25 protein-coding genes are annotated in these 23,267 nt (G+C 40.7%); 15 read left to right on the top strand and 10 right to left on the bottom strand.

The features are described from left to right. Positions 1–168 precede the first annotated feature (168 nt). The 7 genes from gyrA (at position 169) to radC (ending at position 6,921) form a co-directional block, all read left to right on the top strand. Complete coding sequence (gene gyrA, locus FZ952_RS07840; RefSeq protein WP_222861961.1) at positions 169–2,625, top strand: DNA gyrase subunit A; 2,457 nt, start codon at positions 169–171, stop codon at positions 2,623–2,625. 7 nt (positions 2,626–2,632) lie between these two features. Continuing rightward, complete coding sequence (locus FZ952_RS07835) at positions 2,633–3,379, top strand: class A sortase (protein ID WP_148881247.1); 747 nt, start codon at positions 2,633–2,635, stop codon at positions 3,377–3,379. 169 nt (positions 3,380–3,548) lie between these two features. Continuing rightward, entirely contained in the window at positions 3,549–3,971 is a 423-nt protein-coding gene (locus tag FZ952_RS07830; protein ID WP_148881246.1) for a ubiquitin carboxyl-hydrolase, read from the top strand. Further along, on the top strand, positions 3,968–5,377 hold the full coding sequence (locus FZ952_RS07825; protein WP_148881245.1) for a lipase: 1,410 nt from the start codon (positions 3,968–3,970) through the stop codon (positions 5,375–5,377). Before FZ952_RS07830 ends, FZ952_RS07825 begins: the two co-directional genes overlap by 4 nt. After that, positions 5,359–5,646, top strand: coding sequence for a hypothetical protein (locus FZ952_RS07820; protein ID WP_262366348.1), 288 nt, complete (start codon positions 5,359–5,361; stop codon positions 5,644–5,646). The genes FZ952_RS07825 and FZ952_RS07820 overlap by 19 nt, the downstream gene beginning before the upstream one ends. 142 nt (positions 5,647–5,788) lie before the next feature. Continuing rightward, positions 5,789–6,103: a hypothetical protein gene (locus tag FZ952_RS07815; protein ID WP_148881244.1), complete on the top strand. Its 315-nt coding sequence runs from the start codon at positions 5,789–5,791 to the stop codon at positions 6,101–6,103. Positions 6,104–6,237: 134 nt separating this feature from the next. Further along, on the top strand, positions 6,238–6,921 hold the full coding sequence (gene radC / locus FZ952_RS07810; RefSeq protein ID WP_148881243.1) for a RadC family protein: 684 nt from the start codon (positions 6,238–6,240) through the stop codon (positions 6,919–6,921). Between the two features lie 290 nt (positions 6,922–7,211). Here the strand turns inward: radC and FZ952_RS07805 are convergent, their stop codons facing one another. The 5 genes from FZ952_RS07805 to FZ952_RS07785 all read right to left on the bottom strand — a co-directional run bounded on the left by FZ952_RS07805 (position 7,212) and on the right by FZ952_RS07785 (position 11,062). Next, a complete protein-coding gene (locus FZ952_RS07805) occupies positions 7,212–7,859 on the bottom strand; it encodes a redox-sensing transcriptional repressor Rex (protein WP_148881242.1) in 648 nt (215 codons plus the stop codon). Between the two features lie 133 nt (positions 7,860–7,992). Continuing rightward, positions 7,993–8,340, bottom strand: a complete 348-nt coding sequence (locus tag FZ952_RS07800; RefSeq protein WP_037616915.1) for a DUF1831 domain-containing protein — start codon at positions 8,338–8,340, stop codon at positions 7,993–7,995. Between the two features lies 1 nt (position 8,341). After that, positions 8,342–9,454, bottom strand: coding sequence for a cysteine desulfurase family protein (locus tag FZ952_RS07795; protein ID WP_148881241.1), 1,113 nt, complete (start codon positions 9,452–9,454; stop codon positions 8,342–8,344). A 12-nt stretch (positions 9,455–9,466) separates the two neighbouring features. Next, positions 9,467–10,423, bottom strand: coding sequence for a ribose-phosphate diphosphokinase (locus FZ952_RS07790; protein WP_062198343.1), 957 nt, complete (start codon positions 10,421–10,423; stop codon positions 9,467–9,469). Positions 10,424–10,492: 69 nt separating this feature from the next. Next, positions 10,493–11,062 (bottom strand): CYTH domain-containing protein, encoded by a 570-nt coding sequence (locus tag FZ952_RS07785; protein ID WP_148881240.1) that lies wholly within the window; start codon positions 11,060–11,062, stop codon positions 10,493–10,495. Between the two features lie 97 nt (positions 11,063–11,159). On the opposite strand from FZ952_RS07785, the gene FZ952_RS07780 reads away from it, so the two are divergent. From FZ952_RS07780 to mutY, 5 genes are all read left to right on the top strand, one after another. Then, positions 11,160–11,831, top strand: coding sequence for a GTP pyrophosphokinase family protein (locus tag FZ952_RS07780; RefSeq protein ID WP_062198339.1), 672 nt, complete (start codon positions 11,160–11,162; stop codon positions 11,829–11,831). Next, positions 11,815–12,633, top strand: coding sequence for an NAD kinase (locus FZ952_RS07775; RefSeq protein WP_187423894.1), 819 nt, complete (start codon positions 11,815–11,817; stop codon positions 12,631–12,633). The genes FZ952_RS07780 and FZ952_RS07775 overlap by 17 nt, the downstream gene beginning before the upstream one ends. Then, entirely contained in the window at positions 12,630–13,517 is an 888-nt protein-coding gene (locus FZ952_RS07770; RefSeq protein ID WP_148881238.1) for an RluA family pseudouridine synthase, read from the top strand. Before FZ952_RS07775 ends, FZ952_RS07770 begins: the two co-directional genes overlap by 4 nt. Before the next feature lie 25 nt (positions 13,518–13,542). After that, entirely contained in the window at positions 13,543–14,520 is a 978-nt protein-coding gene (gene pta / locus FZ952_RS07765; RefSeq protein ID WP_062198333.1) for a phosphate acetyltransferase, read from the top strand. A gap of 256 nt (positions 14,521–14,776) precedes the next feature. Then, positions 14,777–15,940, top strand: a complete 1,164-nt coding sequence (gene mutY / locus FZ952_RS07760; RefSeq protein ID WP_148881237.1) for an A/G-specific adenine glycosylase — start codon at positions 14,777–14,779, stop codon at positions 15,938–15,940. A 39-nt stretch (positions 15,941–15,979) separates the two neighbouring features. Here the strand turns inward: mutY and FZ952_RS07755 are convergent, their stop codons facing one another. From FZ952_RS07755 to FZ952_RS07735, 5 genes are all read right to left on the bottom strand, one after another. After that, on the bottom strand, positions 15,980–16,327 hold the full coding sequence (locus FZ952_RS07755; RefSeq protein WP_062198329.1) for a PedC/BrcD family bacteriocin maturation disulfide isomerase: 348 nt from the start codon (positions 16,325–16,327) through the stop codon (positions 15,980–15,982). Between the two features lie 123 nt (positions 16,328–16,450). Continuing rightward, positions 16,451–18,169 (bottom strand): phospho-sugar mutase, encoded by a 1,719-nt coding sequence (locus FZ952_RS07750; RefSeq protein ID WP_148881236.1) that lies wholly within the window; start codon positions 18,167–18,169, stop codon positions 16,451–16,453. Between the two features lie 205 nt (positions 18,170–18,374). Further along, on the bottom strand, positions 18,375–18,938 hold the full coding sequence (locus FZ952_RS07745) for an ECF transporter S component (protein ID WP_037616939.1): 564 nt from the start codon (positions 18,936–18,938) through the stop codon (positions 18,375–18,377). After that, positions 18,922–19,473, bottom strand: a complete 552-nt coding sequence (gene coaC, locus FZ952_RS07740; RefSeq protein WP_037616942.1) for a phosphopantothenoylcysteine decarboxylase — start codon at positions 19,471–19,473, stop codon at positions 18,922–18,924. The genes FZ952_RS07745 and coaC overlap by 17 nt, the downstream gene beginning before the upstream one ends. Then, positions 19,470–20,162, bottom strand: a complete 693-nt coding sequence (locus FZ952_RS07735) for a phosphopantothenate--cysteine ligase (protein WP_148881235.1) — start codon at positions 20,160–20,162, stop codon at positions 19,470–19,472. The genes coaC and FZ952_RS07735 overlap by 4 nt, the downstream gene beginning before the upstream one ends. 219 nt (positions 20,163–20,381) lie before the next feature. Here FZ952_RS07735 and FZ952_RS07730 point away from each other — a divergent pair, with 219 nt between their 5' ends. From FZ952_RS07730 to FZ952_RS07720, 3 genes are all read left to right on the top strand, one after another. Further along, positions 20,382–22,052, top strand: coding sequence for a formate--tetrahydrofolate ligase (locus tag FZ952_RS07730; protein WP_148881234.1), 1,671 nt, complete (start codon positions 20,382–20,384; stop codon positions 22,050–22,052). Positions 22,053–22,123: 71 nt separating this feature from the next. Next, a complete protein-coding gene (locus tag FZ952_RS07725; protein ID WP_062198304.1) occupies positions 22,124–22,657 on the top strand; it encodes a GNAT family N-acetyltransferase in 534 nt (177 codons plus the stop codon). Next, positions 22,654–23,265, top strand: a complete 612-nt coding sequence (locus tag FZ952_RS07720) for a DUF5052 family protein (protein ID WP_148881233.1) — start codon at positions 22,654–22,656, stop codon at positions 23,263–23,265. The genes FZ952_RS07725 and FZ952_RS07720 overlap by 4 nt, the downstream gene beginning before the upstream one ends. Positions 23,266–23,267 lie beyond the last annotated feature (2 nt).

Genomic DNA, 23,267 nt, shown 5'->3' with positions numbered 1-23,267 from the left:
TACATTTACATTCTATCACTTTTGACACATTTTGTCACGAAGAATAATCAGGTTTAGCCCTTAATTGGTTGATGTAAACGTTTTTATCTTTGGTTTAAAATGCTGAAAATACGGGGAAAATGTGGTATAATGAGATAGTGATTTAATATTGAAATGAGGCATTTTTTAATGCAAGACAGAAACTTAGTAGATGTCAATTTGACCAGTGAAATGAAGACCAGTTTCATCGATTACGCAATGAGTGTTATCGTGGCTCGGGCACTTCCAGATGTTCGTGATGGTCTCAAGCCGGTTCATCGCCGGATTCTCTATGGCATGAATGAGCTGGGTGTTACGCCTGATAAGCCTCATAAGAAATCAGCTCGTATCACAGGGGATGTCATGGGTAAGTATCACCCGCATGGAGACTCCTCTATTTATGAAGCAATGGTGCGGATGGCTCAGTGGTGGAGCTATCGCTATATGCTGGTAGATGGCCATGGAAACTTCGGTTCTATGGATGGAGATGGAGCCGCTGCCCAGCGTTATACAGAAGCACGTATGAGCAAGATTGCTCTAGAGATGCTTCGTGATATTAATAAAAACACTGTTGATTATATTGACAACTATGATGCTAGCGAGAGAGAGCCTGTCGTTCTTCCTGCTCGCTTCCCTAACTTGCTTGTAAATGGTGCGACAGGGATTGCAGTTGGGATGGCGACCAATATCCCTCCGCATAATCTAGGCGAGTCTATTGATGCAGTTAAGCTGGTTATGGACAATCCAGAAGCAACAACTCGGGACATCATGGAAGTCCTGCCTGGCCCAGATTTTCCGACTGGAGCACTGGTTATGGGTAAATCCGGTATTCACCGTGCTTATGAAACAGGTAAGGGATCGATTGTTCTTCGTTCTCGCACTGAAATCGAAGAAATGAAAAATGGCCGTGAGCGGATTGTCGTAACCGAGTTTCCATACATGGTTAATAAGACGAAGGTTCATGAGCATATTGTTCGTCTAGTGCAGGAAAAACGCATTGACGGTATCACAGCTGTTCGCGATGAGTCCAACCGAGAAGGAGTGCGTTTTGTTATTGAGGTTCGTCGTGATGCTTCTGCTCATGTCATTCTAAATAACCTTTTCAAACTGACTCAGATGCAGACCAATTTCAGCTTCAATATGCTGGCTATTCAAAATGGTGTGCCGAAAATTCTCTCTCTGCGTGAGATTTTGTTGGCCTACATTGAGCACCAAAAAGAAGTGGTGACTCGCCGGACGGCTTTTGATAAAGAAAAGGCAGAAGCACGAGCTCATATCTTAGCTGGTTTGCTGATTGCGCTGGATCACATTGATGAAGTCATTCGCATTATCCGTAATAGCGAGACAGATGCAGAAGCACAGGCTGAATTGATGGCTAAGTTTGAGCTATCTGAGCGCCAGAGTCAGGCTATACTTGACATGCGTCTGCGTCGTCTGACCGGTTTGGAACGCGATAAAATTCAATCAGAATATGACGAATTGATTGCTTTGATTGCGGACTTGGCTGATATCTTGGCTAAGCCAGAGCGGGTCAGTGCTATTATCAAAGAAGAGTTAGACGAGGTCAAACGTAAATTTGCAGATGACCGTCGAACTGAGCTGATGGTGGGAGAAGTCCTTTCTCTTGAAGATGAAGATTTGATTGAGGAAGCGGACGTTTTGATTACTTTGTCTAATAAAGGCTATATCAAACGTCTGAATCAGGCTGAATTTACTGCTCAGAAACGTGGTGGCCGCGGTGTTCAAGGAACGGGTGTTAAAGACGATGACTTCGTCAAAGAGTTGGTTTCAACGAGCACCCACGACAGATTGCTCTTCTTCACCAATAAAGGTCGAGTCTATCGCCTCAAAGGATATGAAATCCCTGAGTACGGTCGGACAGCTAAGGGCTTGCCTGTGGTCAATCTCTTGAAGCTGGATGAAGGTGAGACGATCCAAACTATTATCAATGTCCAACAGGACCGCAGTGATGATTCCTACCTTTTCTTTACAACCCGTCTTGGTGTGGTTAAACGGACCAGCGTAACGGAATTTGCTAATATCCGTCAGAACGGTCTGAAGGCTCTGAACTTGAAGGATGAAGATGAACTCATCAACGTCTTTCTGACGGACGGTGCAGCAGATGTTATTATCGGTACCAAATTTGGTTACTCTGTTCGTTTCAATGAAACAGCTGTGCGGAATATGAGCCGTATTGCGACTGGTGTCCGCGGGGTTAATTTGCGAGATGGCGACCAGGTTGTTGGGGCGAGTGTAATTGCTGAGGGAGATGAAGTGCTTGTCATTACTGAAAAAGGGTATGGGAAGCGAACTCTTGCCAGCGAATATCCTACCAAGGGCCGTGGTGGTAAAGGGATTAAGACAGCTAATATCACGGATAAAAACGGACCGTTGGCGGGTCTGATGACCGTTACTGGTGAGGAAGATTTGATGATTATCACCAATACAGGTGTCATTATCCGGACCAGTGTTGCTAATATTTCTCAGACAGGCCGCGCGACGATGGGTGTTAAGGTTATGCGTCTGGACCAAAATGCACAGATTGTAACATTTACAACGGTTTCTCCAGACGAAAAAGATGAGATTGAAGAAAGTAAAGAAGATTAGAAGGAGAATGAAGTTGCCTAAAGAAAAAAAGAAATTCAGTATCAGGAATTTCATTATCAATATTATTTCCGCTCTTCTGATTCTTATCGCACTGGCCCTTATCTTTAATTCGTCTATTCGGAATATGATTATGGTTTGGCACACCAATCAATATCAGATCAGCAAGGTATCACAAAAATCAATCGAAAAGAATAAAAATGCCAAAACGAGTTTTGATTTCAAAGGGGTTGAATCTTTATCGACTGAAGCAGTTATCAATGCCCAATGGCAAGCGCAGCAATTGCCAGTCATTGGGGGGATTGCTATCCCAGAAATATCCATGAATTTACCAATTTTCAAAGGTTTAGACAATGTTGGTCTCTACTACGGAGCAGGCACCATGAAAGCAGAGCAACAGATGGGCGAAGGAAACTATGCTTTGGCTAGCCACCATGTTTTTGGTATCACTGGTGCCAGCGATATGCTCTTTTCACCGCTTGATCGCGCTAAAGAAGGAATGAAGATTTACATTACAGATAAAGAAAAAATCTATACTTATATCATTTCCAGTATCGAAAATGTCACCCCTGATCGTGTTGATGTAATTAATGATACAGAAGGACTAGCAGAAATTACCTTAGTCACATGCGAAGACGCAGCTGCAACCAGTCGGACTATTGTCAAAGGAAACCTCGAAAGTACGATTGATTATGACAAAGCGCCAAAAGATATTTTAGATGCTTTCAGTAAATCATATAATCAAATGCAGATATAATATAAAATGTTGAAACGAAGTAATCTAAGGTTGCTTCGTTTTTGATTATAATAGTTATAAAAATATTCAAAACAACTATGAGAAGGCTTCCAAATATTCTTCCTTCTTTATTAGATTGTGCTATACTTGTGTTAGTATGGTACTTTTTTAGTCAGGAAAGGAAATTATCATGAAAGTATATAAATCACTTTTAATATTTTTGATAGGATTCTTATATTTAGGAACTATCACAGCCTATAGCCGGTCCAAAACAGTAGAAAAAAAGTATGACTTCACATTAACAGCAGAAGATAAAAAGAAACTTCGTACAGAAGAAGAGCAAATTGCTTTGTATCTGGTAAATCATTATCAAGATGTGAAAAAAATAGAATTTGTAAATTTTCATAAAGGTGGTTTTGGGACGGGGGATTCTATATCTGTTAAGGTAAATTCAAATAATTATATAAAACCAATTACTTTAGGAGATCCAAGTGGCGCGTATATTATTAGCTATAATCCTGAGGAATTTCATCTGAATGAAAAGAATGTTCCAACTCAATTAAATAATCTAAAGAATATTAAGATTAAATATTATGAGGAGATAGAAGAATGACCTCCATTTCAGATAAAGATTATAATAAATTAGCAAAAGAGGCCTACAAACTTAATCCCAAAGAACAAACAGATTTAGATGATCAAAGAGTAATCGGAGATATTTTTAATATTAATGGTCGAAAATTCCGAGTCATTGATGCTATTGGGAACTCTGCTGAACCAACGGATAATAGTATGCAAGCTATGGCTGTTGCTCCTATTGATGATAAAGGGAACGTAGACTACAGTCAGGTAGTGGTTTCTTATGTTGGAACCAATTTTGGAGATAAAAAAGATGTTCTGAATGACCTTGAAAATCTAGGTATGGGTTTTACGAATAAAATGATAACAGGTCTCCCCTCGGTTTCAGGGATGGGAAAAGGCATTCTAGAAGGACATTTTAACGATAGTGTTAAAAAGGAATTTGTCGAAAACATTGTAGATGTTCAGTCAAAGACAGCAGTAGAGTTTGCTCGAAGAGTAGAAAAAAAGGTTCGTAAAGAAAATCCCAATGCCATTATAACAACGAATGGTCATTCTTTGGGAGAGTCTATGGCTCTTTATACTGCCTTAAAAATGGGATGGAATAATGTTGGCTTTAATGGTCCAGATATTCATAATATCCTTTCGGAAGAAGAAATAGCATATATGCAGGCGCATCCAGAGCAATTTCGTAACTTTAGAAATCCAAATGATATGTTTTTGGGGAACATTTTGGGGAATAAAACAGGCGTTGGCATTTATGTCAATATGACAGATGCTAGTTTTATTGATGAATCTTTACGAATTTTACAGGATGATAAACTTTCTTGGAAAGAAAAGGCAGATAAGATCTATAGTCTGGGGGATAAATATCACAGTTATAATACTTGGAGATTTAATAATAAAGGTCAGCTCATTGATGAAAATGGCAATGTTGTGACCAATACTGCAAAAGGAAATGCGAATACCCTCATCCTAGAAACAAAAACTAGAATGTTGCGGTATTATGGCATGAAAAGCTTACTCACAGAAAGCGGAGGTGGCTTAAATAGCAACGAACAAATTTTTTTAGACAGTGAGCAGGCTACCATTGGTGCAAATGCTCTTGTTAATGCTGCTCAGCAAGTTTTGGATCAGATTAAGATTGAGAAACAAAGAGGAGTAGAAGAAGTAGAGTCTCTATTTGAAACGACCAAGTCTCCGTTTATGGTCAGTAGCCTCAGTCCTGATGAGATTAGGTCGGCTTTTGAAGCTGGTGGTGTCACGTATACTAGTGTGGTTGAAAATGTAGAAAGCTCTCTACAAAATAAGCTCAACAAAGCGAGCCAAATATTAGATGAAATGACTAAATTGAAAGATAAAATTGCAGCTGGTATAAACAAAAAACTTGAAGAGGATATATCTTTGGCAGGGGAATTCAATCAATGGAGAAATTTGAATTAGCACAACGTGAAGTCGAAAAGAAAACTAAAGAATTAGAAGAATTGGAAGAGCGGCATCGAGAAAAGTTGCAAGAATTTGAGGAAAGAAATGATTATTTTCAAACTGCACGTCGTGCCATACAAAATATTCTTGATGAAAAGTACGAAGAAACATTGCATTATTTGAGAACTACGGATGCTGATCAGGATTTTTATGGGATTCTTAATAGAGAGATGGAATCTTATCAAATGTTATCGGAAGATGCCTTGATGAGGACGCAAAAAAATTAGAACTAGAATTTTTAAAAGAGAATGATGATTTCCGACGAGAAAGGAGATATCTAGACGATGAGTTAGAGGCGGCTTATCTGCGTAGGAGAATAGCTGCAGATGACAATAATTAAACTAGAGAGTAAAAGAAAGTGATGATGAAATGACAACAACATTAACTGAGGATATTACAGGTGTACTTGCTGTAGGAAGCTACGATGATTTAGGAACTCGCCTATTTGCTATTCAAAAACAGATTGAAAAATCTCTGATAACAAATATCTATGCTCCATATGCCCTTAGTAAACGAGATGCGATTAAGTCCAAATCTAAGAGAGCAATTAGTAGAATTGCAAAGGAGGGAAAGTCGGTGATTAATGGAATTAATGATACCTTAGATAGTGCCATTAAGGGACAATGGTCAAAATCCGTTAGAGAGGCTGTTACAACAGCAAGCGATAAATATGATAACATTTAGCAATTAAGAATAAAATAGCCTAAATAAATGAACTCCTCCCAATCGATAGATTTTGTGTCTAACTTTTTGGATGTAATTCATTTATTTGGGTTCTTTTTTCATTAAATCTCGAATAAGTAAATAAGGAGGTTTCTATGTATCGTATTTCATTTCAGGATGACATTAGCATCATGCCGCGTGAACGGCTGATAAGAGAAGGGGCGGATAAACTCAGTAATCAGGAATTGCTATCTATATTTTTACGAACAGGCAGCAAAAAAGAAACTGTCTTTCAAGTTTCTCAAAGGATTTTATCATCTATTTCTAGTTTGAATGATTTAAAGTATATGACTTTGCAAGAATTGCAGACTATTTCAGGGATTGGCCCTGTGAAAGCAGTTGAGCTTCAGGCCATTATTGAGCTAGGGTGCCGCATCAATAAAGCAGAAGTGATGCAGAGGGAGCAAATTATTGGAAGTCAAAAACTGGCTCGAAAAATGCAGGTCGAATTAGGGGATAAAAAGCAGGAATGTTTGGTTGCTATTTATCTTAATAGTCAAAATCAGATTATCCATCAGCAGACAATCTTTATGGGAACGGTGACCAGAAGTATCGCTGAGCCGCGTGAGATTCTACATTATGCTCTCAAACATTTGGCGACATCAATTATCCTTGTGCACAATCATCCTTCGGGAATGACTCTGCCTAGTAGGAATGACGATGAGGTCACCAAACACATGAAGGAGGCATGCGAACTGATGGGCTTGGTTTTATTAGATCATTTAATTGTCTCAAAAAATAATTATTATAGCTACCGTGAAGAAACTGATTTGATCTAAAGTTTATTAACTGCATCATCAAATATAGTCAAATTGTTCCAAACAGAGATTCGGGGAGCTATGTTTGGAACACTGGAAAAATAGCCACCCATCAATTGAGGTTCAATGATATCAATCCCTTTGGCACGTAAACTATAGGAGATGACTTCGCACTGAGAGAAACGAAGCTAAGCACAGAAGCAGGATAAAATTATTTGAAAAACTTGCACATTGGAAGTCACTCTTTTGTTTCCTGTTATTCCAATAAATGGTCTACTTGTAAAATAATCTATGTTACTCTAGCATTAGCATCAACTTTTTTTCTTTTTCATGAAATAAAGGAGAGTTTGTAATTCGCTTGTTAAATCAACGTATTGAACAACAACTTCCTTTGGAAGAGTGAGATGAACAGGTGAAAAACAGAGAATTCCCTTAATTCCTGCTTTGACTAATACAGAAGCAACTTCTTGGGCTTTGAGACTCGGTACAGTTAGGATAGCTGTTTGTACATCTCCTGACTGTACTTTTTCTTTAATTTCTGAAATGCCGTAAATTGGCACACCATCGCTGGTGGTTGTACCGACATCAGGATGATCATCTGTATCGAAGGCTATGACGATTTTCATTTTATTTCGTTCATGAAAACGATAGTGGAGAAGTGCTTTTCCCATATTTCCGACCCCGACAATCATAACGTTGGTGATAGAGGTGTCATTTAAGAGATCGGCAAAAAAATTCATCAGCTTTTTGACATCATAGCCAAAACCTCTGCGACCTAATTCACCAAAATAAGAAAAATCTCGTCGAACGGTGGCAGCGTCTATACCGATAGCTTCTGCGATTTGTTTTGAATTGGCCTTTTCAATATTTTCCGAATTAAATCGTTTAAAAATCCGATAGTAAAGCGAGAGCCGCTTAGCTGTAGCACGGGGAATAGGATTACTTTTTTCAGTTGTCACAAAATCACGACCTTTCTATCTCTATTCTATAGAAAGTTTGTGAAAAATGCAACTAATTTGATAGGTAAAACATTAAGCTAACTTATGAGGAAATTAAACGGAATAGAAAAAAGCAAAATTGCGAGAATTTTGCTTATTGGGGCGTTTTTTCAAAAATTTGTCTTTCAACTAAGCTATCCATCAGGAAATAAAACTTTTGCTGAATAATGTGATGGTCTTCAGATTTGAAAATATTAACCAATCTTAAACCAGATTTGTCTGTAATGTTGATTTTGAATCCAGTTAAATCTTTGTTTACGATGATTTTGAGCAGGAAGCCATTACCGCTGTTAGGAACAGCTTCAAGTAAGCGAGAAAGCTCATAATTACCGACCTTTGTTTCAGCAAATGTATTGTCGCGTAGCGTAAATTTCTTAACATTGGGATGAAGCGAGTAGTTGAAGTCGCAGTTTGGTAGACTAACAGATGTTTGAAAAGCCATCTTATCCTCCTAGTATTTCTTTCAGTTTTTTGCTAAAATCTTTAATTTCTTCGATGGTGGTCTGGTCTGAGACACTGATTCGGATGGATTCATTTAAGCGTTCAGAGTCTTGTCCATAAATGGCTTGCAAAACATGACTAGGCTGAACAGCCCCAGCCATACAAGCAGAGCCAGTTGAGATTGAAAATCCATTTAAATCCATTTGGAGTAAAAGGAGATCATTCTTGTGATTTGGAAATCCGATATTGATAACATAAGGCAGGCTGGGCTGACTTTCGTTTAGGTAAAAATCTATATCTGATAAGTCGTCCAACAAAGTATCTTTTAACAGCTGGGCATGTTCAAGGTTTTCCGCTAAATGATTAAAACTTTCAGAAAGTGCAGTTGCCATTCCGATGATGGAGACAAGATTTTCTGTGCCTGCCCGATGTTTGGTTTCCTGATCACCGCCGTGCATAAAATTATCAAAATCCATCTTGTCAGCATAGAGAAAGCCGACACCCTTTGGTCCATGGAATTTGTGGGCTGATGCACTCAGAAAATTGATTCCCCATTCTTCTGGATAGACGGGGAGCTTACCAATGGCTTGAACAGCATCGACGTGAAAAGCAGCAGGATGATCCTTAAGCATTTCTCCAATTTCTTGAATTGGCAAGATATATCCTGTTTCATTGTTGACAGCCATGACAGAGACAAGGATGGTGTCAGGTCTGAGAGCACTTTTTATATCTTCAATTCGGATTTGGCCATCCACCGGCTGAACAATCGTTGCTTCAAATCCAAAGCGCTCAACCAGATATTCAACCGGTTCTAAAACGGCATGGTGTTCAATAGCAGTGGTGACAATATGTTTGCCTTGAGCCTGATGATGCAGAGCATAGCCTTTAATAGCGGTATTATTACTCTCGGTTCCTCCTGAGGTAAAGAGAATATTTTTGCTCTGAGTATGCAGAACTTTAGCAATATCTTCGCGGGCTTGTCTGAGAAGTTTATTGGCTTCCCGACCGTGGCTGTGCGTACTGGAAGGATTACCAAAGATCGCCATTGCCTTAGTCATGGACTCAATCGCAGCAGGCGACAAGGCAGTCGTAGCAGCATTATCTAAATAAATCACAAGGTTTTTCCCCTACTTTTTTTGATAAGCAAACAACGGGCTGACTGGCTTTCTTTCCTGAATCAGTACGATAGCATCACCAATCAATTCGCTTGCTGTGATATATTTTGTATTTTCAGGAATTCTTTCTTTTGTGTCAACGGAATCGGTAACAAGTATTTCCTTGATTGGAGCATTGTCCAGCAATTCAGCAGCTCCTTTAACAAAAAGTCCATGGCTGGCTACAGCATAGATTTCGATAGCGCCTTCACGATTCAAAATTTTAGCAGCTTCTGAGAAAGTTCGACCAGTATTCAAAATATCATCGATTAAAATAGCTTTTTTGCCTTCAACATCACCGATGATATAACCTTCAGAACGACCTGCTTCATCCTCTCCATAGTCAATGATGGCGATTGGAGCGTCTAGGTATTCCGCCAGGCTGCGGGCACGTTTTACACCTGAGTTTTTAGGGCTGACAACAACCACATTTTCACCAGTCAATCCCATACTGCAGTAGCGGTCGGCAAAGAGCGGAATGGTAATAAGGTTATCAACTGGAATATCGAAGAAACCTTGGACTTGAACTGCGTGAAGATCCAGAGAAACAACCCTGTCTACGCCTGCACCAACCAGCATATTTGCTACAAGCTTAGCAGTAATCGGTTCTCGTGGGGCAGCTGTTCTGTCTTGACGCGCATAACCGAAGTAGGGCATGACGACATTAACAGTATTGGCGCTGGCACGTTTACAAGCGTCCACCATAATCAATAATTCCATCAAGTGATTGTTCACCGGAAAGCTGGTAGATTGAATGATGTAGATATCATAGCCACGCACGCTCTCCTCAATATTAATCTGAATTTCACCGTCTGAGAAATGCTGTGATGATAGCTTACCTAAAGGTTTTCCTACTGCTTTAGCAATCTTTTCAGCGATTGCGTGGTTTGAATTGAGGGAAAAAAGCTTCATATTTTTTTTGTCTGACATTAGATTGACCGTCCTCTTTTTGACTCTTTTGATTTACAACTCTTATTCTACCAAAAAAATAGGATTATTTCAGCTATTTGACAAGTTTTCGGCAAATCTTGCGATTTTGCTTTTTCCTGTTTTGTATTCAATTTGCTTCTCTTGTAAAAAATCTGCAAATTTCTGTCTACCAGCAACAAAATCCTTGACTTCGACTTCTAATTCGAAGTCATTTTTATCAAAATAATAGTTCTCATCTAGGGCGAAAAGACCAATTTCATGCTGTTTTTCATAACGGATGGTTTTGAGCGAGCCCAAGATTCTCAATTTATCAATAGGAATCTGCTGCTTCCGAAGTAATTCTAAAATTTTCCCATCTGGGAAAAGATTTTCTTGTAAAACTTTTTGCGTCTCTTGCTTAGTCAATAGTTGATTGTATTCCAGATTTCCGATTTCTTGAGGAATCTTTAAAGTAAATTCGGTAGCAGAAGGAGTGGTTCTGATTCGCAATGCTATGCGTGCATCACGAAGTGCAAAATCGGCAGAATCAATGTAATAATTGATTTGGGTAACAGGTTCGATATATTTGAAAAACGGGAGTAATTTTTTATGCTCGTCTTCGGTCAGCATGGTTTTAAATTCAATCTCTAAATAATCCATTTTCAGTCCCTTTTCGTTTTTTTTTGAAAGCGATTTATGATATAATTACTATTGTGTTTATTTTATACAAAAAATGATAATATGACAAGGTATGTATATGACATTAGATTGGGAAAATTTTCTGGATCCCTATATTCAGGCTGTTGGAGAATTGAAAATCAAGCTTCGAGGTATTCGTAAGCAATACCGCAAACAGCAGCGCCATTCTCCGATTGAATTTGTAACTGGTCGGGTAAAGCATGTTGAAAGCATCAAGGAAAAAATGACTGCTCGCGGGATTCGGGAGGAAAACCTAGCCCAGGAGATGCAGGATATAGCTGGGTTGCGCATCATGGTTCAATTTGTTGATGATGTGAATGAAGTCTTAAATGTTCTGCGAATGCGGACAGATATGCGGATTATCCAAGAGAGAGATTATATCACCCATAAAAAATCCAGTGGCTATCGCAGCTATCATGTCATTATTGAATATCCGGTAGATACGATTAGTGGGAACAAGGTTATTCTAGCAGAAATTCAGATTCGTACCCTGTCCATGAACTTTTGGGCAACGATTGAGCACTCTTTAAACTATAAGTACAAGGGAGAATTTCCAGAGGAAATAAAGAAACGATTGGAGATAACGGCCAATCTAGCTTACCAGCTTGATGAAGAGATGGGAGCCATTCGTGATGCCATTCAAGAAGCGCAAGCTCTTTTTGACCCTCTGCACCGCAAACTAAATGACGGTGTTGGAAATAGTGACGATACAGATGAAGAATACAGGTAAAAAAATAGCACTTATCCGCAATCGCAAAAGACAGAGTGAGGAAGTTTTCCAAACTCTGATGCAAAAGTTGAGAAAGGCAGGTTTTATCCTGACACCGAAAAATCCGGATATCGTGATTTCTGTCGGCGGAGATGGGATGCTGCTATCAGCTTTTCATAAATATGAAGATCAACTGGATAAGGTCCGCTTCGTCGGTGTTCATACAGGACATCTGGGTTTCTATACTGATTATCGAGATTTTGAACTGGATAAATTAGTGGAAAATCTGAAATTGGACACAGGAGCAAAGGTTTCTTATCCGATTTTAAATGTCAAGCTTACTTTTGAAAATGGTGAAACTCGGACGATTCGCGCACTCAATGAAGTAACGATTAAACGCTCCGACAGAACCATGGTAGTTGATGTGATTATTAATAATGTTCATTTTGAGCGTTTCAGAGGAGATGGGATTTCTGTCTCAACGCCGACTGGAAGCACAGCTTATAATAAATCTTTGGGAGGAGCAGTCCTGCACCCGACGATTGAAGCCTTGCAAGTAACAGAGATTGCCAGTCTTAATAATCGAGTTTACCGCACCTTGGGCTCTTCGGTCATCGTTCCTAAAAAGGATAAGATTGAGCTGGTGCCGACGCGCAATGATTACTATACTGTAGCGGTTGACAACCAGACATTTTCTTGTAACAATATCGTCCGGATTGAATACCAGATTGATAATCATAAGATCAACTTTGTCGCCTCACCTAGTCACACCAGTTTCTGGAATCGTGTAAGAGACTCCTTTATCGGGGAGTGTCAGGAATGAGATTTGAATTTATTGCTGATGAGCATGTCAAAGTTAAAACATTTTTGAAAAAGCAAGAAATTTCCAAAAGCCTTCTGGCTAAGGTGAAGTTCGCAGGTGGTAATATCTTTGTCAATGATCAGCCTCAAAACGCTATCTATTTACTAGATATTGGCGATAAGGTGACGGTAGATATTCCGTCTGAAAAAGGCTTTGAAACTCTAGAAGCCGTAAATCGCGATTTATCCATCATTTATGAAGATGAGCATTTTCTAGTTTTGGATAAGCCTGCTGGGCTAGCCAGTATTCCCAGTGTCAATCATTCCAATACGATGGCAAACTTTGTCAAAGCTTACTATATTCAGCAACATTACGAAAATCAGCAGGTTCACATCGTGACACGGCTGGATCGTGATACTAGTGGTCTCATGCTCTTTGCGAAACATGGCTATGCACATGCAAGACTAGATAAGCAACCGCAGAAAAAAATGATTGAAAAGCGTTATTATGCGCTGGTCAAAGGAAGCGGTAAGCTTGAACCAGAAGGAGATATTATTGCGCCGATTGGTCGCGACCCTGATAGCATCATCACCAGATGTGTGACAAAGGATGGCAAATATGCTCATACCAGCTACAAAGTTGTAGAGCAGTTTGGTGATATCTATTTGGTTGATATTTGTCTGCATACTGGACGAACCCATCAGATTCGTGTGCACTTCGCTCATCTTGGCTTTCCGTTGTTAGGGGATGATCTCTATGGTGGAACTTTGGAAGCGGGGATTACTCGGCAAGCCTTGCATTGTCATTTACTAAACTTTTATAATCCATTTTCCGGACAACAGATCGGTCGCTCCAGTCCTTTGCCAGAAGATTTTAAACAGGTTATTCAGAATTTTAAAAATTAAGAAGAAAAAGGAGTTTTAATAAATAATGAAAATTTTTGAGTCTATTCGTGAAGCATTAAAAAACAAGGAAGTGAGAATTGTCTTACCAGAAGGGGAAGAACCTCGTATTCTGCAGGCAACAAAACGGATTGTGAAAGAAACGAGCATTACACCAGTCCTTTTGGGAAATCCTGATAAAATTAGCATTTATCTTGAAATCGAAGGAATTACGGAAGGCTATGAAGTTATCGATCCGTCAAACTGCTCTTGTTTTGAAGAAATGGTTGCTGCTTTGGTGGAACGCCGTAAAGGCAAGATGACAACTGAAGAAGCTAGAAAAGTGCTGACGGAAGATGTCAATTATTTTGGTGTTATGCTGGTCTATCTTGGAAAAGTACATGGAATGGTTTCAGGTGCTGTCCATTCTACGGCTGCAACTGTCCGTCCAGCTCTTCAAATTATAAAAACTCTTCCGTGGGTTTCTCGTACATCTGGTGCTTTTTTGATGGTGCGTGGTGATGAGCGCTATGTCTTCAGTGACTGTGCTATCAATATTGATCCAGATGCTAGTATTCTAGCTGAAATCGCAGTTAACTCAGCGCTGACGGCTCAGATATTTGGCATTGATCCTAAGGTAGCTATGCTTAGCTATTCTACCAAAGGATCTGGTTTCGGGGAAAAAGTGGACAAGGTGGTTGAAGCTACGAAATTGGCCCGAGAAATGCGTCCTGATTTAGTTATTGATGGTGAGTTACAATTTGACGCAGCTTTTGTGCCGGAAACTGCTGATCTGAAAGCTCCAGGAAGCCCCGTAGCTGGTCAAGCAACCGTTTTTGTCTTTCCAAATATTGAAGCTGGGAATATTAGCTACAAGATGGCAGAGCGTCTGGGTGGCTTCTCTGCGGTCGGACCGATTCTTCAAGGTCTCAATCATCCAGTGAACGATCTTTCTCGTGGCTGTAATTCAGATGATGTTTACAAATTGACTTTGATCACTGCTAGCCAAGCGGTAGGTCACTATTAAGAAAAAGATTCTGGGAAAAATATGCTGCTTCAAAGTTTGTAATCTAACAAACTAATGATTCAGTGCTGATGGTGCTCTTCCGTCGCTTTTCAATCTTGGAAAAGCATCAAAAAGAGGAAAACAAATTTTCTACATTTCTAACCTCAAACAGTTTGAAAGACTGTTTGACTCTTGTGGGGTGGAACGACGAACTGAATTAAAAAAGTTTAGTTCTGTTCCACTCCTTTTTTCAATTTCTTATGCTATACTAGATGATATGTTAGACTTGAAAAAATACGGAATTGAGATGTGGGAGGAAGACAAGATTGTTTCCTTCCGCCATAAATTATTAGCTTGGTATGATGAGCATAAGCGTGATTTGCCTTGGCGACGGACAAGCAACCCATATCGTATCTGGGTTTCTGAGATTATGCTGCAGCAGACTCGGGTAGATACAGTCATCCCTTACTACAAGCGGTTTCTTAAGTGCTTTCCAACAGTAGCTGATCTGGCTCAGGCTCCGGAAGACAGACTTCTGAAAGCATGGGAGGGACTGGGCTATTATTCCCGGGTCCGCAATATGCAGGTGGCCGCCCAGCAGATTATGTCTGATTTTGGTGGGACTTTTCCAGCTAACTATGAGGAAATCAGCAGTCTCAAAGGAATCGGGCCTTATACAGCGGGAGCGATTGCCAGCATCGCTTTTGGTTTGCCTGAGCCCGCAGTTGATGGCAATGTCATGAGGGTGCTGAGCCGATTGTTTGAAGTAGACTTAGATATTGGTCAACCTAGCAATCGTAAGGTTTTTCAGGCGATGATGGAAATATTGATTGAACCAGACAGGCCTGGAGATTTTAATCAAGCTCTGATGGATCTGGGGTCAGATATCGAATCTCCTGTTAATCCTCATCCAGAAGACAGTCCAGTTAAAGAATTCAGCGCAGCTTATTTGCACGGAACTATGGACAAATATCCCATTAAGGCACCTAAAAAGAAGCCGATTCCAGTTTATCTGCAGGGCTTGATTATCGAAAATGAACAGGGACAATTCTTGCTTGAAAAGAATGAGGCGGCTGGTTTGCTATCTGGTTTTTGGCATTTTCCCTTGATTGAAGTCGAGGAATTTCAAACGGAAGATCAGCTGTCACTTTTTGAGGTTGCTGAAAATCAGCCTAGTCTGGGTTTATCACCCCAGGAAAGTTTTGAACAAGATTATGATTTGACTGTCGATTGGCAGCAGCAGTCGTTTCCAAAAGTGCAACATGTGTTTAGCCATCGCAAGTGGCATATCCAGCTGGCTTATGGCCGGGTCAAAGAAAGCCAATATGCAGCAGATGGGGAGTTCTTATGGCTTCATCCAGAAGATTTTGTCAATTACCCCTTTGCCAAACCTCAGCAGAAGATGTGGCAAGCATTTGAGCAGAGACAAACACGAAGTTAAAAAACTGAGAACCACTTGGTCTCAGTTTTTTTGAGCATTTTATAGGTTGCCGAAAGCCTTAATCTCCTCAGCTGTCATGGATGAATCACAGCGCACAGTGACTTGACCGCCTTCAGTGTGGAGAAATCCTGGTACGGTCGGAATGCTATATTCAGAGCGGAAGGCTTGCAGTTTATCCAACTCACCGCTTTCTTCACTGTTGATGAAGAAAATATGCGCCTTAGTATCAGCGACAACGCTAGCAAGAGTAGTAGCGAATTTACGGCAGTAAGGGCAAGTTTTACGACCGACGAAGAAGGTGGCTGTTTCTTTGTCAGCAATCGCCTGACGGGCTCGGTCTACAGTTGTAAGTTCTAAATCTTTAATGTTTTGAGCAAATTGTTGCATAAAAATCCTCATTTCTTTTGATAGAATTAGTATGCCATAAAATACAAAAAAATGCTTGATTTGGAAATGAAAAACCAGAGAAAGGAAAATCCGGTCTCTGGTTAATTTAGTTATCGCATAGTCTTATTTGATAAACTCATTGATTTCTGCTTCGATAGCCGCAATTTTGGCATGAGCATCTTCATTTGAATCACCGACAACAGCGATGTAGAACTTGATTTTTGGTTCTGTTCCAGATGGGCGGACAGCAATCCATGAGCCATCAGCCAAGGTGTATTTAAGCACATCACTTGGTGGAGTTGTCAAAGCTGTAACGCTACCATCTGCGGCGGTAGAAGTCTGAGCCTTGAAGTCTTCTGTGACAGAAATGGCAGTAGCATTGAAGTCTTTTGGACCATTGTCACGGAATTTGCCCATGATAGCTTTGATTTGCTCAGCACCGTCAACACCAGACAGGGTCACAGAGATAGTCTTTTCAGCAAAGTAACCATACTCTTTGTAAATTTCTTCGATACCGTCAGCCAGAGTCAAGCCGCGAGAACGATAATAGGCAGCCAATTCTGCAACAACTAATACCGCTTGGATCGCATCTTTGTCACGTACAAATGGTTTAATCAAGTAGCCAAAGCTTTCTTCAAAGCCCATCATGTAAGTGTGATTGTGTTTTTCTTCAAATTCTTGAATCTTTTCGGCGATAAATTTGAAACCAGTTAAGACATTGAACATGGTTGCGCCGTAGCTTTCAGCAATCTTGGTTACAAGATCGGTAGAGACAATGGATTTGCAAAGTGCTGCATTTGCAGGAAGTGTTCCAGCTGTCTTGTGAGCTTCCAAGATGTACTTAGCCATAATTGCACCAATTTGATTTCCTGAAAGATTGCGATAGCTACCATCTTTTTGGAGAACTTCAACACCAACACGGTCAGCATCTGGGTCTGTTGCGACAAGGACGTCCGCACCAACTTTGTGTCCCAATTCTTCAGCGAGAGAGAAAGCCGCCTGGTTTTCTGGGTTTGGTGATTTGACAGTAGAAAAGTCTGGATCTGGCACACATTGAGCTTCAACAACCTGAACAGAATCAAAACCAGCTTGGGCAAACGCTCGACGTGCTAACATTTCACCTGTACCGTGAAGCGGAGTGTAGACGATTTTCATGTCTTTTCCATATTCATCAATCAATTGTTGATTGATATTCACGTCTTTTACTTCTTTAAGGTATTCAGTATCAACGTTTTCACCGATGATTTCAATCAATCCAGATGCTTTTTCGGCTTCAACATCAGCTACTTCAATAGTAAATGGATTTTCAATGGCACGAATATAAGTTGTTAGAGCATCAGCATCATGAGGCGGCATTTGACCACCATCTTCGCCATAAACTTTATAGCCATTAAACGGAGCAGGGTTATGGCTGGCTGTAATCATAATACCAGCAAAGGTCCCCAAATGGCGCACTGCAAATGAAAGCTCTGGTGTTGGGCGTAGGCTTTCAAAGACATAGGACTTGATGCCGTGTTTGGCCAAAACAGCAGCGGATTCAAAAGCGAACTCTGGTGAGAAATGACGGGAATCGTAGGCGATGGCTACACCGCGTTTCTTAAACTCTTCACCTTTTTCTTCAATCAAGCGAGCCAATCCTTCAGTTGCTTGACGAACAACATAAATATTAATCCGATTTGTACCAGCTCCAATCAGGCCACGCATCCCAGCAGTACCAAACTCAAGGTTTGTATAACATGCATCTTCCTTGGTTTTTTCGTCCATGCCTTCTAAATCTTCCCGAAGATAGTCAGGAAGTTCAGCGAAATCAAGCCATTTTTGGAAGTTATCTTGATAAGTCATAGGTGGAGTCTCCTTTATATTTAAGATAGAAAATCAACTTGCGACTTTTCTCAGATTTGAGATAGAGCACAGGGATTTTCTGATTAATTTAATCGCTTTCATTATAACATATTTTCATAGTTTTTGAAAGTGTCGACCTAAAAAATCCTGAAATACTTTTGAAAAATGAATAGTAGCGCAAAAGAAAAATAACCACACTGGGTGATTATTTTTTGAACTTTTCAAGTGCGGGCACAATAGCGACGGTAAGAATGGCAGAAATGACCATTTCAGAAATAGAATTGGCTGATAGAACAAGTGCGAGCATCGCTTGAATATCTCCATTGTAAACAGCTGAAAATAGGATGAAAATTCCACCAAGAACAAAGACGGTGTTGGTCATAGAGCCTACTGCACCAGCAAGCACTAACCCCGGCTTGTTTTTCATCCATTTATAGACGAAGTAGGGGGTAATCCCAATCAGAATTCGTGGCACCATAGCAATCATTAAGGAATTAAGATTCCCATTTGGTACAAAAGGGCTGAAAAGATAACTAGTCGGCAGAAGAACCAGAGTATTAGTCACGACACTGATCAATCCCATCAAGGTTCCTAGTATAGCTCCGATGCGCGGTCCGTAGATGATGCTGGCGATAATGACCGGAATGTGGATAATGGTCGGCTTAATCGGAACTGGCAGCAGATTGAAAATGACGGAACTCAGCAAATGGAGTACCAGCATAATGGCAAAAAAGATGGCAATTTGGGCAACACTAGATTGTTTTCTCATTTATAATTTCCTTTACTTTTTCTATAATCGTATTTATATCGGCCAGAGCACCTGTCCCGTGGTCCCCACAAGCTAGAACAGCTTCACGTGGTTCAATTATTTCCCAGCCAAATTGTTTCAATCTTTCCAGATTGTGTTGGGTCAAGGGATTTTCGTACATTTTGGTATTCATAGCCGGGGCGATGACTTTTTTGACATGAGAGGGTAGAGCAAGAGCAGTAGCGGTTACCATGTTGTCCGCTAGGCCATTGGCCAGTTTGGCGATGGTATTGGCTGTAGCAGGAGCGACTAAGAAGAGATTCGTCTTCTTGGCAATTTCAATATGGTTCACCTTGTCTGGCCAAGGTTCTTCCATAATGTCAAGGGTGACAGGATTTTTTGATAGTACCTGCAGGGTCAGTGGGGTGATGAAGTGACTGGCAGCTTCCGTCATGAGAATAGACACGGTATAGCCCAACTTCCCAAGCTGACTAGTAATATCCGCAGCTTTATAGGCAGAAATGCTACCTGTGACTGCGAGGGTGATCTGAATCATAGTCTGCCTCCTTTCTGGATATGGTCTAGCAGCTTTTCAGCAATATCTTCCTTGGAAAAAGCTTCTGTGACAGTGTTTTGCCCTACGAGATGGGCATGGTGAAGACCGCTTGAAATTTCAGTCAAATCATTGGCGACAATCAGTTCAGCCTGATTTTTTATTAGGCTGGATCTTGCAGTAGTAAGCAGTTCTTCTTGCGAAACATCCACCAATAGTTTAAAGCCAATTAATCGAATGTTAGGATTCCATTCTTTGACTTTGCTAATGATTTTGGGATTTTTCTTGAGAAAAAGCACCTGATAGTCATCAGCGGAAGAAATCTTGCTTTGAGAGTTGCTTTTATCCAGAAATTCTGTCATATCTAAACTAGCAAGAACCTCTTCAAATCCTGCCATATAAATTGGCTTGTAGTCTGAAACAGCCATGGAGTGAATGAGTACATCATGGGCTGGCACCAGCTCCCTCATAGCCAATAGCAACTGGTTGGTATTTTCGATCATTCTAATCGTTAATTGTTCGTGTGGGGCAGGCTTGACAGCTTTTTCAGTCGTTAGTAAAGTCACTGTGGCACCGTTAGCTAAACAATGCTCAGCAATAATTTTTCCAAGCTGGCCTGTCGAATGATTGGTAATAGAGCGGACTTGATCGATTTTTTCGCTAGTTCCGCCAGAAGTAATCAATATGTTCATAGCCTTATTTTACAAGAAAAAAAGAATTAAGTAAAATAAAATTCATTCAAAATAGTCTCGTATGAACAAAATTTTTTCTTTGAAAGAATATGGACGATGATAAATCAATAGAACTCAAAAGACGTAATTACCGAACATTATACATGTAATGGAAATTAATCGTGCAGATTTAAGTATTTTTTGTTATAATCGTTATATTAAGTAATAGAGGAGTTCCTAATGAAAACAGATATCGAAATTGCTCAAAGTATTGAATTACAGCCTATTGTTGATGCGGTGAAAAAAGTTGGCATCAACTATGACGACTTGGAATTATATGGTAAGTATAAGGCTAAGCTCAGCTTTGATAAAATTCATGAGGTTGAAAAAAATCCTGTTGGCAAACTGATTTTGGTGACAGCGATCAATCCAACTCCAGCTGGAGAAGGCAAGTCCACGATTACCATTGGGCTGGCTGACGCACTCAACAAAATTGGTAAGAAAACCATGATTGCTATCCGCGAACCGTCTTTGGGGCCTGTTATGGGAATCAAAGGAGGCGCAGCTGGTGGTGGTCACGCGCAAGTTTTACCGATGGAAGACATCAACCTGCATTTCACTGGTGACATGCACGCCATTACGACTGCTAATAATGCTCTGTCTGCTCTTATCGATAATCATTTGCATCAAGGAAATGTCCTGGGAATCGATCAGCGTCGCATCATCTGGAAGCGGGTGGTTGACTTAAATGACCGAGCACTGCGCCATGTGACAGTTGGACTGGGCAGTCCGATGAACGGTATTCCGCGCGAAGATGGTTTTGACATTACGGTTGCATCTGAAATTATGGCGATTCTTTGCCTAGCTACGGACATTGAAGATTTGAAAAAGCGCTTGACTAACATTGTCATCGGTTATCGCTATGACCGCACACCAGTCTATGTTCGTGACCTTGAGGTAGAAGGAGCCTTGGCTTTAGTCTTGAAAGATGCGATTAAGCCAAATCTAGTTCAGACTATTTACGGCACACCAGCCTTTGTTCATGGCGGACCGTTTGCCAATATCGCCCATGGCTGTAACTCGGTCTTGGCGACTAGTACAGCGCTGCGCTTGGCTGATTATACAGTGACTGAAGCCGGTTTCGGTGCGGATCTAGGTGCTGAGAAATTCTTGGATATCAAGACTCCAAACTTACCAACTTCTCCAGATGCAGTCGTGATTGTGGCAACCTTGCGTGCGCTCAAGATGAATGGTGGTGTGGCTAAGGATGCACTTACTGAAGAAAATGTTGAGGCGGTACGTGCTGGCTTTGCCAATCTCAAACGTCACGTTGAAAATATCCGTAAGTTCGGTATTCCAGTGGTAGTAGCCATCAATGAATTTATTTCAGATATGGAAGCTGAAATTGCTACGCTTAAGGACCTTTGTGCAGAAATTAAGGTTCCAGTTGAGTTAGCTAGTGTCTGGGCTGATGGTGCCGAAGGTGGTGTATCTCTGGCTGAGACTGTAGTCAAAACTATTGATGAAACTCCAGCGCACTACACTCGCCTTTATGATAATGACTCAACGATTGAAGAGAAGATCGAGAAGATTGTCACTGAAATCTATCGTGGTTCAAAAGTGAACTTTGAGAAAAAAGCGCAGACTCAGATTCGGGAAATTGTTAAGAACGGCTGGGACAAGCTGCCAATCTGTATGGCCAAAACACAGTATAGCTTCTCAGACAATCCTGCTGCGCTGGGCGCACCAGAAAACTTTGAAATTACAATTCGTGAATTGGTACCAAAACTTGGGGCAGGCTTTATCGTGGCTCTGACAGGTGATGTCATGACCATGCCAGGTCTGCCAAAACGTCCTGCGGCACTCAATATGGATGTTGCGGCAGACGGCACAGCGATTGGTCTATTTTAATCTTGGTTTAAAAGGCTCGTTACGAGTCTTTTTTGGTATAATAGTGGAAATGCTAAGAATATGGAGGTATTATGAATATTAGACTAGCTAAGCCGTTGGATGCAGCAGCCTTGCTAGCCATCTATGCGCCTTATGTAGAGAATACAGCCATCACTTTTGAATATGATGTTCCGACCGTAGAAGATTTCGCAAATCGGATCGAAAAAATATTGGAAAAATATCCTTATCTGGTAGCGGAAGAAGACGGTGTAGTCTTAGGTTATGCCTATGCTTCGACTTATTATGCACGTGCAGCCTATGATTGGGCGGTAGAATTATCCGTCTATGTCAGCCAAGATGCTAGAGGAAAAGGAGTTGGCAGCAAGCTTTATGATAAACTTGAAGACATGTTAGATCAGATGGGTTATATCCATTTTCTAGCCTGTATTTCTTTGCCTAACCAAGATAGCCTAGCTTTTCATGCCAAGCGAGGTTATCAGCAAGTTGCGCATTTACCTAAAATTGGCTATAAATTCGAACGTTGGCATGACATTGTTTGGCTGCAAAAGTCCTTGGACAAGGTAACTGAACCTATTAAACTTTTAAAAAAAATGGAGTGGAAATGATGAAAAAGAAATACTTGTTAATAGCTCTTTTAAGTATTGGGCTTTTGACCTTGACCGGCTGTCAGGCCGTTGAAAATTGGTTTAAAAATGCCAAGGAAGAATGGCTGGGGCTGGAGATGACAGTTCGAACCTACGATGAAAATTCTCAGCTCATTGACCAGATGTCGGGCAAGTCCTTGTCCATCTCGCGTAACGAGGAGTTTGACTCAGTTGATGCGGAAGGAAATTCCAAGGAGGACTCTTCTGTGCTAAAAATCACCTTGGGTAAGTATGAGATTGATCATGTGGGTTCTTCCTTGATTGCAGAAGAAAAAGGCTTGAAAGATGTGTTTGCTCAATATCAAAAGACGGCAGATGTTGAGGAAAATAGCCATGCAGTTCCCGTTTTGAATCGCATGATTTCATCTTTTAAAAACGAGTTTACTGGTAAGAAAAAGGTTATTCTGATTCGCTCGCAAAATGGTACTCCGCTGGCCGCCTATGCCGGTGACCGCGTCTCTCTTGATAAATCCGATGCTCCCAAAACTTCTGAATTGCTGATTGACGGTAAGCGGCTAGTGATTTACCGCTGTGACTACACTATTTATGACCGCGAATTGCTGGAGTAAGT

This window comes from Streptococcus sp. Marseille-P7376 (genome assembly GCF_902460385.1).
Lineage (GTDB): Bacteria > Bacillota > Bacilli > Lactobacillales > Streptococcaceae > Streptococcus > Streptococcus sinensis.
Note: the sequence above shows the minus strand (reverse complement) of the source record. Positions and strands in the feature narration are given on the sequence as shown.